General features: G+C 46.6%; 12 protein-coding genes and 2 pseudogenes. All 14 read right to left on the reverse strand.

Annotation, left to right across the window (positions count from 1 at the left end):
- Positions 1-140 precede the first annotated feature (140 nt).
- Positions 141-2456, reverse strand: coding sequence for a DUF7494 domain-containing protein (locus EAO36_RS04220; protein WP_235852363.1), 2316 nt, complete (start codon positions 2454-2456; stop codon positions 141-143).
- A 46-nt stretch (positions 2457-2502) separates the two neighbouring features.
- Complete coding sequence (locus EAO36_RS04225) at positions 2503-4026, reverse strand: NADH-quinone oxidoreductase subunit N (protein ID WP_120947338.1); 1524 nt, start codon at positions 4024-4026, stop codon at positions 2503-2505.
- Positions 4023-5561, reverse strand: a complete 1539-nt coding sequence (locus EAO36_RS04230; protein ID WP_120955742.1) for a complex I subunit 4 family protein — start codon at positions 5559-5561, stop codon at positions 4023-4025. Before EAO36_RS04230 ends, EAO36_RS04225 begins: the two co-directional genes overlap by 4 nt.
- A gap of 1 nt (position 5562) precedes the next feature.
- The gene (gene nuoL / locus EAO36_RS04235; protein WP_162983256.1) at positions 5563-7413 is read right to left on the reverse strand and encodes an NADH-quinone oxidoreductase subunit L; all 1851 of its coding nucleotides are present in this window, start codon (positions 7411-7413) and stop codon (positions 5563-5565) included.
- Positions 7414-7415: 2 nt separating this feature from the next.
- Positions 7416-7718, reverse strand: a complete 303-nt coding sequence (nuoK, locus tag EAO36_RS04240) for an NADH-quinone oxidoreductase subunit NuoK (RefSeq protein WP_120947336.1) — start codon at positions 7716-7718, stop codon at positions 7416-7418.
- Positions 7715-8274: pseudogene (locus EAO36_RS04245) on the reverse strand (NADH-quinone oxidoreductase subunit J). The gene nuoK and the pseudogene EAO36_RS04245 overlap by 4 nt, the downstream one beginning before the upstream one ends.
- Positions 8267-8896 carry an NADH-quinone oxidoreductase subunit NuoI gene (nuoI, locus tag EAO36_RS04250; RefSeq protein WP_120947335.1) on the reverse strand — a complete coding sequence of 210 codons (630 nt, stop codon included), beginning with the start codon at positions 8894-8896 and terminating at the stop codon, positions 8267-8269. The pseudogene EAO36_RS04245 and the gene nuoI overlap by 8 nt, the downstream one beginning before the upstream one ends.
- A gap of 9 nt (positions 8897-8905) precedes the next feature.
- Positions 8906-9895 carry an NADH-quinone oxidoreductase subunit NuoH gene (gene nuoH / locus EAO36_RS04255; RefSeq protein WP_120947334.1) on the reverse strand — a complete coding sequence of 330 codons (990 nt, stop codon included), beginning with the start codon at positions 9893-9895 and terminating at the stop codon, positions 8906-8908.
- Complete coding sequence (locus EAO36_RS04260; protein ID WP_120947333.1) at positions 9892-12219, reverse strand: NADH-quinone oxidoreductase subunit G; 2328 nt, start codon at positions 12217-12219, stop codon at positions 9892-9894. Before EAO36_RS04260 ends, nuoH begins: the two co-directional genes overlap by 4 nt.
- Positions 12207-12461 carry an NADH-ubiquinone oxidoreductase subunit E family protein gene (locus tag EAO36_RS04265; RefSeq protein ID WP_120947332.1) on the reverse strand — a complete coding sequence of 85 codons (255 nt, stop codon included), beginning with the start codon at positions 12459-12461 and terminating at the stop codon, positions 12207-12209. Before EAO36_RS04265 ends, EAO36_RS04260 begins: the two co-directional genes overlap by 13 nt.
- Positions 12458-13686, reverse strand: a pseudogene (nuoD, locus tag EAO36_RS04270) (NADH dehydrogenase (quinone) subunit D). Before nuoD ends, EAO36_RS04265 begins: the two are co-directional and overlap by 4 nt.
- Positions 13686-14483 (reverse strand): NADH-quinone oxidoreductase subunit C, encoded by a 798-nt coding sequence (locus EAO36_RS04275; protein WP_120947330.1) that lies wholly within the window; start codon positions 14481-14483, stop codon positions 13686-13688. Before EAO36_RS04275 ends, nuoD begins: the two are co-directional and overlap by 1 nt.
- Before the next feature lie 8 nt (positions 14484-14491).
- A complete protein-coding gene (locus EAO36_RS04280) occupies positions 14492-15001 on the reverse strand; it encodes a NuoB/complex I 20 kDa subunit family protein (protein ID WP_006015822.1) in 510 nt (169 codons plus the stop codon).
- Positions 14983-15375 carry an NAD(P)H-quinone oxidoreductase subunit 3 gene (locus EAO36_RS04285; protein WP_120947329.1) on the reverse strand — a complete coding sequence of 131 codons (393 nt, stop codon included), beginning with the start codon at positions 15373-15375 and terminating at the stop codon, positions 14983-14985. Before EAO36_RS04285 ends, EAO36_RS04280 begins: the two co-directional genes overlap by 19 nt.
- Positions 15376-15456: the final 81 nt, after the last annotated feature.

Here is a 15456-nt window from a genome sequence, read left to right on the forward strand (position 1 = left end):
CTTAGATCGTTTAAAATTTGGAGTCAGCATGCTAGCATTTAAATACTGAATTAGAACTAACAAGAAGGGCATTATGTGGGACTTGACACGCTCTATGGCAAATTTGTAGATTGTGGGATCATCTAAACCCAGTACCACCTTTAGGGTTTGGATAGATTGAGGGCTTGGGAGCATAAATCCTTCCAAGGTGAATCAAGAGGAATATCTAGGCACGCCTTAAAACTCTCTTGAGCCCCTTGTAAATCATTTTCTTGTCTTAAGATGGTGGCTTTGCTATACAAAACCCTTTGGCGATCTTTGGGGTTGAGCTTCCTATCTAAAAGGGCATTGCTTTCTTGCAAGGCTTCTTGGAGCTTACCCCCTCTAATCAACGCGCCGATCAGCTGTTCTTGGGCATAGGGCGTGTAGCTGTTGTTTCTATATTGTTTTTGCAAAGAGATGAGATTTTTAGCGTAAATTTCTAAAGTGGTGGGGTTGTTCTTGCTCTTGCCTTCATATTCGAGTAAGAGGGCATAAACCTCGATCATGCGCTCATCGTTTTTAAAGTGTTCTTGCAATTTGTTATAAATCTTAAATGCCTCCGGGGCGTTATTGGTTTGCATGTAATCAAAAAACAAGGTGAAGGCGATGTCATAATATTTTTTTTGCTTGTTGATGGTGGCTAGTGTGAATGCATCTTTAGTGGCCAGCACGGAGTCTTGGTAATTATTGAGGGCATAGAGGTTACGCCCTTGACGATAGAGCCAAGCAAGTTTATCGGGCGTGTTGTGTTGCAATGCCCCATTAGAGAAGATAGCAGCCTGTTGGTAGAGGGCGGCATCATAGAGACAATCAAAGGCACTTAATTGTTCAGGGGGATCAAAATTTTTAGTTTCTAGAGGGTGGATTTGTACCGCATAGGTGTTAAATCTGGGGCAATCCCCATTTTGTAAAGCCGATCGACTCAAATGCAACAAGGCCTCTTGCATGTAGGGCGAATCGTTCTTTAAATCAGGGGCTAGGGCTAAAACCTGCGTATAGTATTTGTGGGATAATAATAACTTGGCTTTGTGATCAAGAGCCTTCTGGTGCTCTTTGGATGGGGGGGGAAACTCTTGTAAAATTTGGTCATAACGCGCCATTTTGTCATCAAAATTCCCATGCATGGAGAATAAAACTTCTTCGTCTCTATTTTTGACTAGACTCACATGGATGGCGTTGTTGTAATTGTCTAAGTAGGCTAGATTAGCGCGGTGGGCTTCATCGGGTTGGTTATTTCTGGCATAGAGTGCACCCAATTCAAAAGCAGCCTTTTCTTTAATAACGGGATTGTCCTCTTGTTTGGCTAAGATTTGGGCAATTTTAATGGCAGGTGTAAAAATAGCTCTGGCGTTTAAATCTAGGAGGGTTTCATAGGATTTGACCGGGTTTTGGGCGAAAAAAAGAGGGTTGGCATCTAAAATTTTATCTAAGATCAGTTGGGTATTCTTGCCCCCATTGTCTTGGAGATCAAAACGTGCCCAGTTGAAGGCAATGTCGCTCGCACTCTCAATGTCTCTTGCTTGGCTATAAGCCTTTTGCAACCCAGCCAACGCCGCACTTTTATCCCCTCGATTGCTCGCTTGCTGGGCTAGGTGCATTTGGGAGAGGGCGGCATAACGGCTTTTGGGGTATTCTGCAATCACGCGCTTAAAACTCGCTGTGGCTTGCAAGTCATAATTAATTTGGCTATAAGCCTTGCCCATCATGTAGAGCACATAGGGGACTTGGGAATCAGAGGGGTAGAATCTGAGCCATTGATCCCCAATTTGGATGATCAGGTCTTGTTTCTTTTTAAGGCTATTCAAGGCAATCATCTCATAGAGATAGAGGTCTTTTTTAAAGAGGGTGTTAGGATAAACCTTAAAGATACGGCTAATGGCTTTGAGGGCTTGCAGATATTCTTTTTGCTGGATGGCTTGTTTCACACCCAAATACTCTTCTAAATCCTGCCCTCTAGAGTAGGTGAGGGGTTTATTATCCACGTCTAATTCTTGAATCAAGGGGGTTTGGGCATTTTCAATGAGAATGGGGAAATTGATTCCTTTGTTGGAAGCCCCTAAGGGGTCTTGTGGAGTCAAAAAGGGGATTTTGAGGTGGTAGCCCACAATTTGCCATGTTTTGGACATGTTGGGCTTAAGCTCTTGGATGGGGATATGTTGCTTGTAGTCATAGGGGAGGGCAAAGAGTTTTTCTTGGTATTTGGGCTTGATGTGCAAATGAAAAACCCGCTCTTGCATGGTGTAGGAGATGCTGAAAAACTCTGTATCCACAGGCGTGAAACCAGCCTTGGGGATGGCATCAATAACACAAGTAATTTCTTGAAGGGGTATCTTGGTTTGTTCGCATTTAAAGGGCGTGCTGTGCGTGAGGGTGAGGGTAGCAAAATCTTGTTCTTTTTCCCGCCCCTTAGTGATACTCATGTTCAGGGCGTTCAAAAGTGACCCCCACAGAATCAAAAGAGCTATGGCTTTTAACATCGATTCATGGCATCAAAAGACGGAAAGGCCACACCCACGAGGGGGTTACCCCCAGCCCCCAGTAAAAGCCCAAACCAGTCAATGGGCACAAAGATAAGATCGCCATTAAAATACCCAGTGCGCTAATGGCGGGGCTTGCATTGCTCAAGGGGGCAGGACTTTGCGGGGCGGGCTTGAAGAACATGGCAACTAGGAGCTTGAAGTAGTAGGCCACGCTGATCGCGCTGTTGATCACAATCACCATCGGCAAAAACATGCCTTGACTCATCAGGGTTTGCAAAACAATGAGCTTGCCCCAAAAAAGCGAAAAGGGGGGGATTCCGGCTAGCGAAAAAATAAAAATAGCCCCCAGCAAGGCAAATGCGGGATGGGTTTTGATCAGCCCATTGAAACGCTCATAGGGGTAAGCATAGTTGGAAGCTAGGGAGTCTTGCTTGTTGGCGAGCAACCAAAAAAACGCAAACGCCCCAATATTGGTGAAGAGAAAGTAAATCCAGTAGGTGAAGACGATGGAGCCATTGGTGATCACCCCTAAGAGTGCAAAGCCCGCATGGGATATCGAACTATAAGCCATCATGCGCTTGGCATCTTTTTGCAAGAGAGCTAGAACATTGGGGATGGTGATAGTGAGGGCAATTAAGATCGTAGCAAGAGTTAAAATCGAGGACTCGAGTGGGGCCACTAGAGCGTAGTGCACAATGCGCATGAGGACCGTTAAACCTGCAATTTTAGGCACAATGGATATAAAGGCAGCAAAGACGGGGTTATTCCCCTCATAAATATCGGGCATCCAAGTGTGGAAGGGGACTAAAGAGACCTTAAAGCCCAGTGCACCAATAATAAACGCTAAAGAAAGCGTGGTGAGCAACAGCGAATAGGGGTTGGAGCTATAATCCCCAAAATGCCAAAGCCTAAATTGCCCCGTCTTGAGATAAAATAAAGCCGCCCCCAAGACAAAGAATACGCTAGCCAGCATGCTCATCGTGAAATATTTTAAGCCAGCCTCAATGCCCACTTTTTTATTATTCAATGCCATCAGCACGCACATTGCCAAAGACGCGCTTTCTAAGCCAATGAGGATCAGTAAGAGATGTTGGGTAGAAACCATCAGCTCAAAGCCAGCCACCATGAACAAATAGAGGGGGTAAAATTCGGGAGTTTGGAACTCAGCAAATCTCTCTTTGGAGAAAACTAAGATAATGAGTAACAAACTAGCCAGCACGATTAAGGTTTGGGCAATAAAGGTGATGGCATCATTGTCCAAAGCGTGGCCAACCAACCATTGCTCCCATGCACCAAAATATCTGAAATTAAACCCAGACCAATGCACCCACACGGCCAATAAATTCAAGGCTAAGAACACGATCACCAAAGAGACATTGAGGTCTCTTGAAAAACTGCGCTTAAACGCATTCAACAAGAGCAAGCAAATCCCCCCGCCCGCACTGATGAGAAGGGGCAGGAAAGTGAGCATGTTAAACTCTTGCATGGTTTGTGTGTCTGGAAAAGAGAGTAAAGAGTCCATCATTGATCCTTAAGGGGTTGCGCTGTGTTTAACAAAACCTGCACGCTCTTTTCAATGGGTGTTAAAATGGGCTTGGGGTAAATCCCAAAAAACAAAATCGCAACAATGAGAGTGGCTAAGATGAATTTTTCACGCCCGCATAAATCCTTGAGGGCTTGGGAACGGCGGTTAGGCACCCCTAAAAAGACTTTTCTATACAGATTGAGCATGTAGATGGCGGATAAAATGATGGTGCTCCCTGCTAGTAGGGTGATGAGGGGGGAGACATTAAAAAAGCCCAGCAAGCTTAAAAACTCGCCCACAAAGCCACTGGTTAAGGGCATGCCCACATTGGCTAGCAACACGAACATAAAACAGGTGGCAAAGGCGGGCATGGAATGTGCCACCCCTTGATAGGCGACAATCTTGCTCGATTGGCTCCTTTGGTAGAGCATGCCCACCAGCATAAACAAGCCTGCACTGACCAGACCATGGGAGAACATCGTAAAAATCGCCCCCCCCACACCCTCCACATTGAGCGCATAGAGCCCCAAAAGAGCCACGCCCATGTGTGACATGGAGCTATAGGCAATGAGGCGTTTCATCTCAGTCTGCACGCAAGCTAAGATGCCCGCATAGATCACCATGCACAAAGCTAACAAGCTCAAGGGCAATAAAAATTGGGGGAGCAAATGGGGCAAGAGAGGCAAGAGCAAACGCACAAGAGCATAAGTCCCCATTTTTAAAAGCAGGGCAGAGAGCACAACGGAACCCACAATGGGGGCATTTCCATAAGCATGGGGCATCCAGCTATGGAAAGGGAAAATGGGGATTTTGACCGCTATACCTGCAAAAAGAGCTAAGAATACCCAAAATTGTGTTTGCAAGGGTATGTAGGCACTCATTTTAGCAAAATCGCTAAAGGTCATCCCCCAGATTGCATTGGAACCCCAGATTGAACCCCAGACTGCATCTGAAAAAGGGGTGGCTCCAGAGCGCACAACCAAATAACTCGCATAAGCCCAGTAGAGGAAGCCCACCAACATGATTAAAGAGGCTAAAAAGGTGTAGATGAAAAATTTAAGCCCCGAATAGACTCGATCCTTGACCCCAAAACGCCCGATCATGTAGAGCACGGGCAAGAGCGAAACCTCCCAAAACACATAAAACACCAATAAGGTTTGGGCTAAAAAAACGCCCATCAAAATACCCTCTAAGAGCAAGAGGGACAAGAGCATGTGTTTTTTGTTTTCATACACCGCTAGGGTGGCTAGGAAAATCACTAGGGCATTGAGAATCACCAAAAAGAGCGAAATGCCATCAACAGCTAATATAAAGAGAAACAGCCCATTGCCAAGCAAGTCGGTATTGCTTTGGAATTGCAAATTCCCCGTGTTTGAATCAAAGAGAAACCATAGGCACAGCACCAACAAAAGCTCAATGCCCGCCACCACGACTGCATAGGCGCGCGCGTGTTGTTCGCCAATCTTGAACATGGGCAATGCAGCCAAGAGTGGGAAGAAAACCAGCAGATTTAACAAATAACTACCTGAGCTCATACTAACTCCAAAATCTCAACAAGGCACACCCCAAGAGCACCAACACCCCAAGAGTCATCCATCTTAAAGCCGCGCTCAAATTCCCACTTTGCATGGGTCTTACTAGAGTGCCCACAAAGGCGGGGATTTTCACCAACGCATCAATAAACTGATCGAGCAAGCGCACCTCCACCTTGCGCCACAAAAACAGACAAAAGCGCAAAAAACTCCGTGCCAAACACGCATAAAGCTGGGGGATATAGTATTGGTTGTAAAGCAAGTTGTAAAAAAAGCCATGCCCCTTGTTTTTGCAAATAATGCCTTTTTGGTATTTTTTAAAGGCATAAATGATTGCTACAGAGACCAAAACAAGGCTCAAGCCCACCAACAGCCCCTTAGAGGGGTAGTGATCCAAAAAGGAGGGTACACTGATCGCTTGGGAGACAAAATTAAAAAAGGAATGTTCAAAAAAGCCTGCCATGATGGCTAAGATCACAAGGGGCAACATGGCAGTGAGCATGAAATTGGGGGCTTCATGAGGGTGTTCAATGGTATGCACTTTGGGCGCAAAGAAGACCAACATCAAGAGTCTAAAGCTATAAAAGGCGGTGCAAACTGCTCCAATGAGCAGAGCCAAAAAAAGCCCATGATGTCCCGATCCAAAAGCCACTTCTAAGATTTTGTCTTTGGAGAAAAAGCCCGCAAAAGGGTAAATCCCACACAAGGCTACAGAGGCGATGATCATGAAAACCGCGGTTATTTTTAAGGGTTTGTAAAGCCCACCCATTTTGCTAATGTCTAGCTCATCGTGCATGGCATGCATGACATTGCCCGCCCCCAAGAATAAGAGGGCTTTAAAAAAGGCATGCGTGAAGAGGTGGAAGAGTGCAACCCAGTAAGCCCCTAGACCTGCTGCTACAAACATATAACCTAGTTGGGAGAGCGTGGAATAGGCGATGATGCGCTTTAAATCTTTATTGACTAATGCCATGCTGGCTCCAAAGAGAGCAACAAATGCCCCCAAACATGCAATGGCATAACCCACTTGGGGGATTGCGCTATAAAGTGGGTGGGCGCGCACCAATAAATACACCCCTGCTGTAACCATCGTAGCGGCATGGATCAAGGCTGATACGGGTGTAGGTCCCTCCATCGCATTGGCTAGCCAAGTGTGTAGGGGGAATTGCGCGCTCTTGCCCATCGCCCCCACAAAGAGCAAGACTCCGATCCAAAAGAGCACATAGGGGTCTATTGAGGCGATATTGGCAAAGACAATAGAATATTGGAGCGATCCCACACTCCAATACAATAACAAAATACCCATGAGCATGCCCAAATCTGCCATGCGATTCATCACAAAGGCTTCAATGGAGGCACTATTAGCACTGCTCTTGTGATACCAAAAGCCGATTAAGAGATAGGAGCATAGCCCCACACCCTCCCAGCCTACAAAGAGCCCTAAAAAGTTATCACTGAGCACCAAAAAAAGCATGGAAAACACAAAGCCGGAGAGATAGCTAAAATAGCGGTTATAGCCCTTGTCATGTTGCATGTAGCCAATGGAATAGACATGCACCAAGAAAGAAACCAATGTTACGACCACAATCATCACGGCGTTAATGGGATCGAGCATGAAAGAAAAGCCGATATGGAAATCCCCCATAGTGATCCAATCAAGCAAAAACGCCTCGTAAGAATATCCTTGCAGTGCCTGAATCAACAGCACCAAAGCACTCAAAAAGGACACAAACAAGAGCAAGGAGTTAATCACCCCCACATGCAAATGCCGGCAACACCCTCCCCAAAGCCCCGCATAGATCGCCCCGCCTAAGGGCAAAAACAACACCGCCAATAAGAGCCAATATGCGTCCATCTCTAGCCTTTCATGCTATTGAGTGTATCTATGTCTAGGCTTTTGTGCTTTTTAAACCACAAAATCACCAAGCCCAAACCTACCGCCACCTCACTAGCAGCTAGGGCGATCATAAAAAGAGCAAAGATTTGCCCTTGTATGTTGTGGATATAATGCGCGGTGGCGACTAATGCGACATTAATGGCATTTAACATGATCTCAGTAGAAAAAAACAACATTAAGATATTCTTACGCCTCAACATGCCCGCTAGCCCGATACAAAACAACAGCCCTGCAAAAACCAAGTAATGCCCCAATGTGATCACGCCTCATCCTTTAAATGGCTTTTCCGCAAAGCACTGGCTATGCCACCCACCAAAGCCACCAAGAGCATCAGTCCCCCGGCCTCAAAAACGATCAAATACTTCCCAAAGAGAGCATAGCCTAGTAGTTTGAGTTGGGGGACATCTTTGGGGTTGGTGAGCAAGTCTTGCTGGGCATGGTATTGGGTGGCCCACATGGAAGCTTGCGCGCTCACATGGCTATTGACTGCCGGTGCACCCAAAGCTAACACCAGCACTAAACCAACACCTGCAACTAAAAACCACACTAACTTAGGTGCATGCGCACGCTCAAAGACCTCTTCTGAGGCATTAAAGAACATCATGCCAAAAGCATACATCACAATCACCGCCCCCACATAGACTAAAATCTGCACCACGCCCAGAAACTCCGCATTGAGCAGAAAGAAAAAAGCAGCAACAAAAACCATGGCCACAGCTAGGGCACTCATGGCGTATAAAATATTTTTGTGGTGATCACCACTAAGGCCATGCTCAAAGTGAGGATGGCAAAGAAGTAAAAGGCGATTGTATCAAGCATCTTTGTTTTCCTCTTTAGGAGCTTGCTCCTCTTTGCTGGCATAATCTAGGGGTGTTTGTTGCACCCTTTGGCTAGCATCTACACTGGGTGCTCCAAAGCCAGCAAACTCCACATGGCTATGATCTTTTGCGCTTTGCACATCGGTTAAAAATTCCGCCTTGCCCCCAAATTGGGAGCGTTGCACGCTACTATTTTCAAAGCGCTGTCCCATCACAATGGCTAACTCGGGGCAGACCTCCGCGCACAATCCGCAGTAAATGCAACGCCCTAAGTTGATCGTATAACTATCGATGTGTTTGCGCTCGTCTGCGCCCTTGTGGGTGATAATTCTAATGCAATTACTGGTGCAAATCTTTTCACACAACCCGCAACCAATGCAACGCTCAGAACCCGAATCCAAGAGTCGTTGCAAGTGGTGCACGGCCCGGTAACGCGGGCTTAAGGGCAAAACCTCCATGGGGTAGTGGATCGTAACCTCTTTGCTAAAAAATTCTTTAATGGTGAGCCCCAAGCCCTTGAAGAGATCCAGCCCAAAGGTGGATTTGAGCGTGCCTAAGAACTTTTGGGGGGTGGTCGCCGGCTTGGGTTCTTGGGCGATCCATTTGTAGCGTTGTTGCGCCATGCTTTCTCCTTAGATTAAGATGACAAGTCCGGTGATCAAGATATTGACCAAGGACAAGGGCAACATGATCTTCCAACACAAGCGCATGAGTTGATCGGGGCGCACATGGGGGAAAGTCGCGCGCGCCCACATCGCCAAAAACACAAAGAAACAGACCTTCAGCAAGATCATCACCCCACCCGGAATGATCCACAACGGATTATACCCGCCAAAGAAAATCAGCGAGATCACAAAACAAAAGGCAAAAAGATGGGCGTATTCAGCCAAGAAAAACATGCCCCAACGCAAGCCACTATACTCGGTGCAAAACCCAGCCACAATTTCGGCTTCATGCTCTAAGAGGTCAAAGGGAGTACGATTGAGCTCGGCATAGCTGGCAATTAAAAATAAAAAGAAAGCTAGGGGTTGCTTGAAGACCAGCCAATGAAATAACCCGCCGGCTTGGTAGTTGTTGATCTCCACTAACGAGAGCGAACCGACCACCATGAGGGGGGCTAAAATAGTCAAGGTGCTCACCACCTCAAAGCTTAAAAGCTGGATGGCTGCGCGCGCTGATCCAATTAAAGCGTATTTGCTATTAGAGGCTAGCCCGGCTAGCAGGGGTGCATAAATACCTGCAGAGCCAACTGCTAGGAAAAAGAGCAGACCAACATTAATATCTGAGATAATGGGCTTGATGGTGTAGCCAAATAAAGTGAAATCCCCAAAAAAGGGAATGGGGGCCATGCACACGAAGGCACTCACCATCGCAATCACGGGGGCTAAAGAAAAGATTAAGCGGTTAGCATGTTGGGGGATCACATCTTCTTTGGTGAAAAGCTTGATCGCATCGGCAATCACTTGTAAGAGCCCAAAGGGACCGACATAAGTCGGACCTAGTCGGCGTTGGAAAATGGCTAGCACCTTGCGCTCCAAATAAGTCCCAAAAGCCCCCAAACCAGCAAAGACCAAGATAACCACTAAGATTTTTAGCAAAGTCTCTATGATGTAAGCACTCATACACTCTCCACTTGCAAATTAGCAAACCAGCTATCTTTGAAAATACCCGCCACATCCAAACTTGGGCTAACCACAAATACCGCTTGCTCCAAGGCGTGATCGACAAAAAGCGGGCCCTCTAATTTTAAATCCTTATAACTGAGGCAAATGCGCGCCCCCTCAGCAAGCCCTAAGCTCTCCAAGTGTGCTTTAGAAGTGTAGATCCCCTCTTTGAGTTGGAGATTTTGGCTAAAAAGAGTGCCCAAGCCAAATTGGCTTTGGGGGTATTGGCAATAGGCGTTAAAAACAAGGGGTGTGCTTGGGCTAATGGGCTGGGCTTGGGCTGGGTTTTCTTGTTGGGTGATTTTAAGGGCATAACCCCTTAAATTGCTTTTATCATTGCCATAGGTATTGAGCAGATCATCATAAGCGATAGGCTGGTAACCCTTCTCTTGGGGTAACAGATGGGTATAATCTACCAAACTCTCGCCCAAAAGCCCAAAATGTTGGGCAATGTCGCTTAGATCGTAGCCTTCAAATTTGAGTGCGGGTCTTAAGGGCAATAGATGCCCTTCAAAATTGGTGGTGCTCCCCTCTAGCTGGTTAAAACTAGGCAGAATAAAATCCACGCGGTAGGCTTGGTTAAAATCACTATCCAAAGTATAATCCGCCCGTGTGCGCACACCCACGCTAGGACTCTCCAAGCTCTCTTGTTTGTCTAGCTGGCAGATTGAGGCGATGCCTAGCGCATTGGGTGTGGGGGGGATCAAGATGATCTTTATTTTAGGGTGTTTGGCAATCTCTTGGAGCATCAATGCCATATTTTGGGCCCTAGCGTGGGTGTAGATTTCCTTGCCCACCACAAGGGCAATTTGATTAGCCTTAGCCAAAAAACCCTGCATTTTGTCATAGATTTCTAAACTAAGTCCGCTCTCTTCTAAGAGTTTGTAAAAAGTCTTGGGCTTAGCGGGTTTTTCAGGATCGCTAGATGCTTGGGGGATTTCATAGGCACCCGCCAAGATGGACTCTAGACATGGACTAGAGACGTTTAAAGCCAACATCAAAGCCCCCAAAATCACTTCTTCTACGCCATGCAAACAAATGGGCAACACGCTACGGCAAATCTTGGTGATGTCTTGATCTAGAATCGGGTGGGCATAGATCAAACTAGCTTTATTGACTTTGAGCGCATTAGAGATAGCGTATTTGATGAGCGGGTTTTCGTTCTTAACTTGCGTGCCCAGCGTGAAAATCGCGTTGGCATTCCTGATGTTCTCTGTGGACTCACAAGGCACACTAAATGTGTTTAAAAACTCCTGAAACAGACGCACGGGCTCATTATAAAGCTTAAAGCCTAATTTGGCGCGCATATATTCTATCAAGTAGGCTTCTTCATTGAGTAGATCGCCCCCGATGAGCACAGACTTAGCCTCCTTGAATCGTTGCACCGCCTCCAATAAGTCAGGGCTACCCTCCTTGCTGGAGGAACAATCAAAGGCAAAACGCCCAGCCCCACAGATGGGGTTATGGTAAAAGTCATTGCCCACACGGAAGATTTTTTGATCCTCACCTAAAGTGTCAAAATGGCGCACTTCATAGTCAATCAAACACCCCGCCGCACAATGCATGCAAGTTGAGTCAATATGTTTGAGTTCCCAAGCATTGGCTTTATAGCTAAAATCTTTATAGACAATCGCGCCCACCGGGCACACCGCAATACACTCCCCGCAATCAAAACAAGGTGTATCGCCCACAAAGCCAATCATCCCCTTTTGTTTGCGATTCCACACGCTAAAGGGATCTTTGGGCATGCTGGCTTTGAATTTATCTGGGGCGTGCAGATCCGCCTTCAGCGCCTTTAAATTGCTATCCCCGATATTATCGCTACAAGTGGTTACGCAACGCTCACACATGATACACAAGTTAGGGTCATAAGAAGCCTGTGCCCAAAAGGCAAAGGGTTTTAGATTATCGCGCACGGCAAAGGGCTGGGTTTCTACCTGCATGCGCATGGTCATATCCTGCAACTCGCACTCCCCACTCTTATCGCACACCCCACACTCTAAAGGGTGATTGACATCATAGGTTTGCATGATCATCTTGCGCTCGGCTTTGATAGCGGGGGTGTTGGTGCAGATTTTGCTATTGGGTTTGGCTTTGGTGTTACAGCCATAAACCCGCTTGCCATCCACCTCTACCATGCACATCTTGCACGCCACGGTGGGGCTACACCCGCTCAAATAGCAAATGGCAGGGATATACACCCCCGCACTCCTAGCAGCCTCTAAAATGGTTTGCCCATCTTTAAACTCGATGCTTTGCCCATCTATTTCTACGCTTGGCATGCACCCACCTTTTTGACCACTAAAGTCCAATCTACGCGGTTAAATCGTAAAGAATTGAGCAAGAGATCGCCCCTTTTTTGGATAAATGCGGCACTTTGCTCCACAATATCAAAATCCACCACTTCTAACATAAAAATCACCACCTCATCTGTAGCCACGCTACTATCCATGATCGCCCCTAGACGATTCAAGACCGCTTCATTGGGCTCATCTCTTAAGGGGCGTAAATCAAAACGCCTCATCGATCCACCTCTCCAAAAACGGCGTTGCTCGATCCAATAATCGTAACTGCGTCCGCCAAATACTGCCCCACAAGCACATCTTGTAACGATCCAATATGGAAGAAACTCGGGGCGCGGATTTTCAAGCGGTAAGGGTAGGGTTCGCCCTCTGAATGGATAAAAAAGCCCAATTCGCCCTTGGGTGATTCGGTGGGCGCATAGACCTCGCCCTTGGGTGGGCGCATGCCCTGAGTAACCAAGACAAAATGTTGCATCAAGGCGTAGTTTTGGGTCATAATATCCTCTTTGGGTGCGCTGATGTAGTGGGGGGCGTGTGCCATGATCGTGGTGTTGGTGGGCGCATACAAGGGGATCAGCTGTTCTAATATCCGCAAAGACTGCTCGATTTCATACATGTAGAGCAAGTAGCGATCGTAAGAATCCCCATTAGAACCCACTGGGATATCAAAATCCAATTCGGGGTAGAGCTCATAGGGTTCTTCTTTGCGCACATCATAGGCAATCCCGGTGCGCGCAACATGATCCCACTCGCTCCCCATGATTTTGCCATCTCTTGGGTGAGAGTGCCCACATTCTCTAGGCGTGCGCGCCAAATGCGGTTACTATCTAACAAGCCACTGATGAGTTTGTGCATCCCCCTAACTTCGGCAATAAAGCTTCTAAGCCCCTCTAGCCAACTAGGCGGTAAGTCTAGAGGCACACCCCCAATGCGGATGGCATTGTGTGTGAGTCGCGCCCCGCAATAATCCTCCATCAAATCCAACCCGTATTCACGGGTTTTAAAACAATACAGAAACACCGACATCGCGCCCACATCAAGGGCATGCACGCTCAAGAAAAAAACATGGGAGATGACGCGGTTTAATTCTAATAAAATCGTACGAATCACCTGCGCGCGTCTAGGGATTTCTAACCCCAAGAGTTTTTCCACCGCATAGGCAAAGGCATAGTTATTGCTGGTCGATGAGGTGTAGTCTAGGCGGTCGGTGGTGGGCATGTATTCATTGTAGATCATGTTCTCGCCCAGCTTTTCACAGCCTCTATGCAAGTAGCCAATATCAGGCGTAGCTTTAATGATCTTTTCCCCATCTAGCTCTAAGATCAGGCGCAACTGCCCATGTGAAGAGGGGTGTTGGGGACCAAAGTTGATCACCATTTGGTCATCATCGCGTTCAAAAATCACATTTTCAAACTGGGGTTTGAGCTTGGTAAAAATCTGTGCCATTAGGGACGCTTTTTGAGCTCTGTGGGCTCTTTGGTGTGCAAGTCTTTAACAAACAAGGACTTTTGGAAGGCGTATTTGCTAGGGTTGTCCTCCAAAGGCAAGCCCTTGGACTGTTCATGCCCAATTTTAGAGAAGTTAAAAGTATCCTTTTCATCCACCCGTGCGCTATCCCTCTGCTCGGGTCCTATCACCTTTCTATATTCCTTGCCAAAAATCTTATCCACCTCATACCATGCGGCATGTTCATCCCCCTTAAGCGGGTAGGACTTGCGCAAGGGGTGTCCCACCCAATCCTCTGGCATTAAAATACGGCACAAATGTGGGTGATCTTTAAAGATGATCCCAAACATATCATAGGCCTCCCGTTCACTCCACAGGGCCGACCTAAAAAGATGGCTTAAGCTGTCCATTGGCTCATTTTCTGCTAGCGTGCATTTCAAGCGCACCCGTCGTTTGCCTGCAAAATGGGGTGCAAAAGAGACAAACTGGTAAAAGAGTTCAAACTCCCCTCTTTTTTCCAAAAAGTCAATCGCACTCATCTCGCTCAAAGTTTCATAGCCTAAGCGTTTGAGATAGCCCGCCACGCCTGCCAAGTCGCTTTTTTGCACCCAAAAGACCGCACAATCTAATTCTAAAAAGTGTTGCAAAATCGGGTAAGAATAGCTCAAATGGTTGTAGATCACCTCATAAGGCGTGCCGATCAAAGATTTCTTGGGTGTGTTAGGGACTACATGGAATCTATCAGAATAATGCACTTGTTTTTGCACATTGGCATTGGGGCGTTGTTTTCTAATCATTATCAGCCTTAGATCAAGCGTTTGGGATTAGGGGTGGGGAGGGCTTTAGCCCGGCGGATTTTATCTTGCAACACCATCAAGGCATATTGCAAAGTTTCCGGGCGGGGCGCGCAACCGGGTAGGTAGATATCCACTGGAATAATGCGATCCACCCCCTGCACGGTGGCATAAGTGTTGAACATCCCCCCCGTATTCGCACATGATCCCATAGAGATCACCCATTTGGGTTCGGGCATTTGGTCATAGAGCCTACGAGTAAATTCGGCATGCTTTTTAGTCAGAGTGCCGGCAATGATCATCACATCAGATTGTCTAGGCGAGGCTCTAAAGATCGTCCCAAAGCGATCGAAATCAAAACGCGAGCCCCCCGTTGCCATCATCTCAATGGCACAACACGCTAGCCCATAAGTGAGGGGCCAAAGCGAGTTGCTACGCCCCCAGTTCAAAAGCTTGTCCAAAGTGCTAAGAGCAATGGGCAACCCGCTATTTTTCAAATAACTTATTTCATGCTGTGCCATTCGAGTGCTCCTCTCTTTAAAGCATAGATAAAGCCAACGGTTAATAAGAAAAGAAAGCTCAACATCTCAAAAAAACCAAAAAAGCCCAATTCTTTAAAATCCAAAGCCCAAGGGAACATGAAGACAATCTCCACATCAAAGAGGATAAAAAGCATCGCCATCACATAGAACTGGTGGGAGATGCGGTTTTGTTGTTTTAAAGCAATGGGCCCGCACTCATAGGGTGCAAGTTTGAGCTTTTCATTCTTGCGTTTGGCTAAGGCACGGCTGATATAGCGTTGGATTTTTAAAGTCCAATTAAAGACTAAAAAACTAAAGACCAATAAGATAAAAACCCCAAAGTAGGGGTGTTCTACAATGCCCTCTGCTTGCAAACACTAACTCCAACTAAACCAATCTAAATAAGTATTAAAGCATAATTTAATTAATTAAAACTTTGAAAATACCCCTAATCC

Source organism: Helicobacter mehlei (assembly GCF_003660265.1).
GTDB lineage: Bacteria > Campylobacterota > Campylobacteria > Campylobacterales > Helicobacteraceae > Helicobacter > Helicobacter mehlei.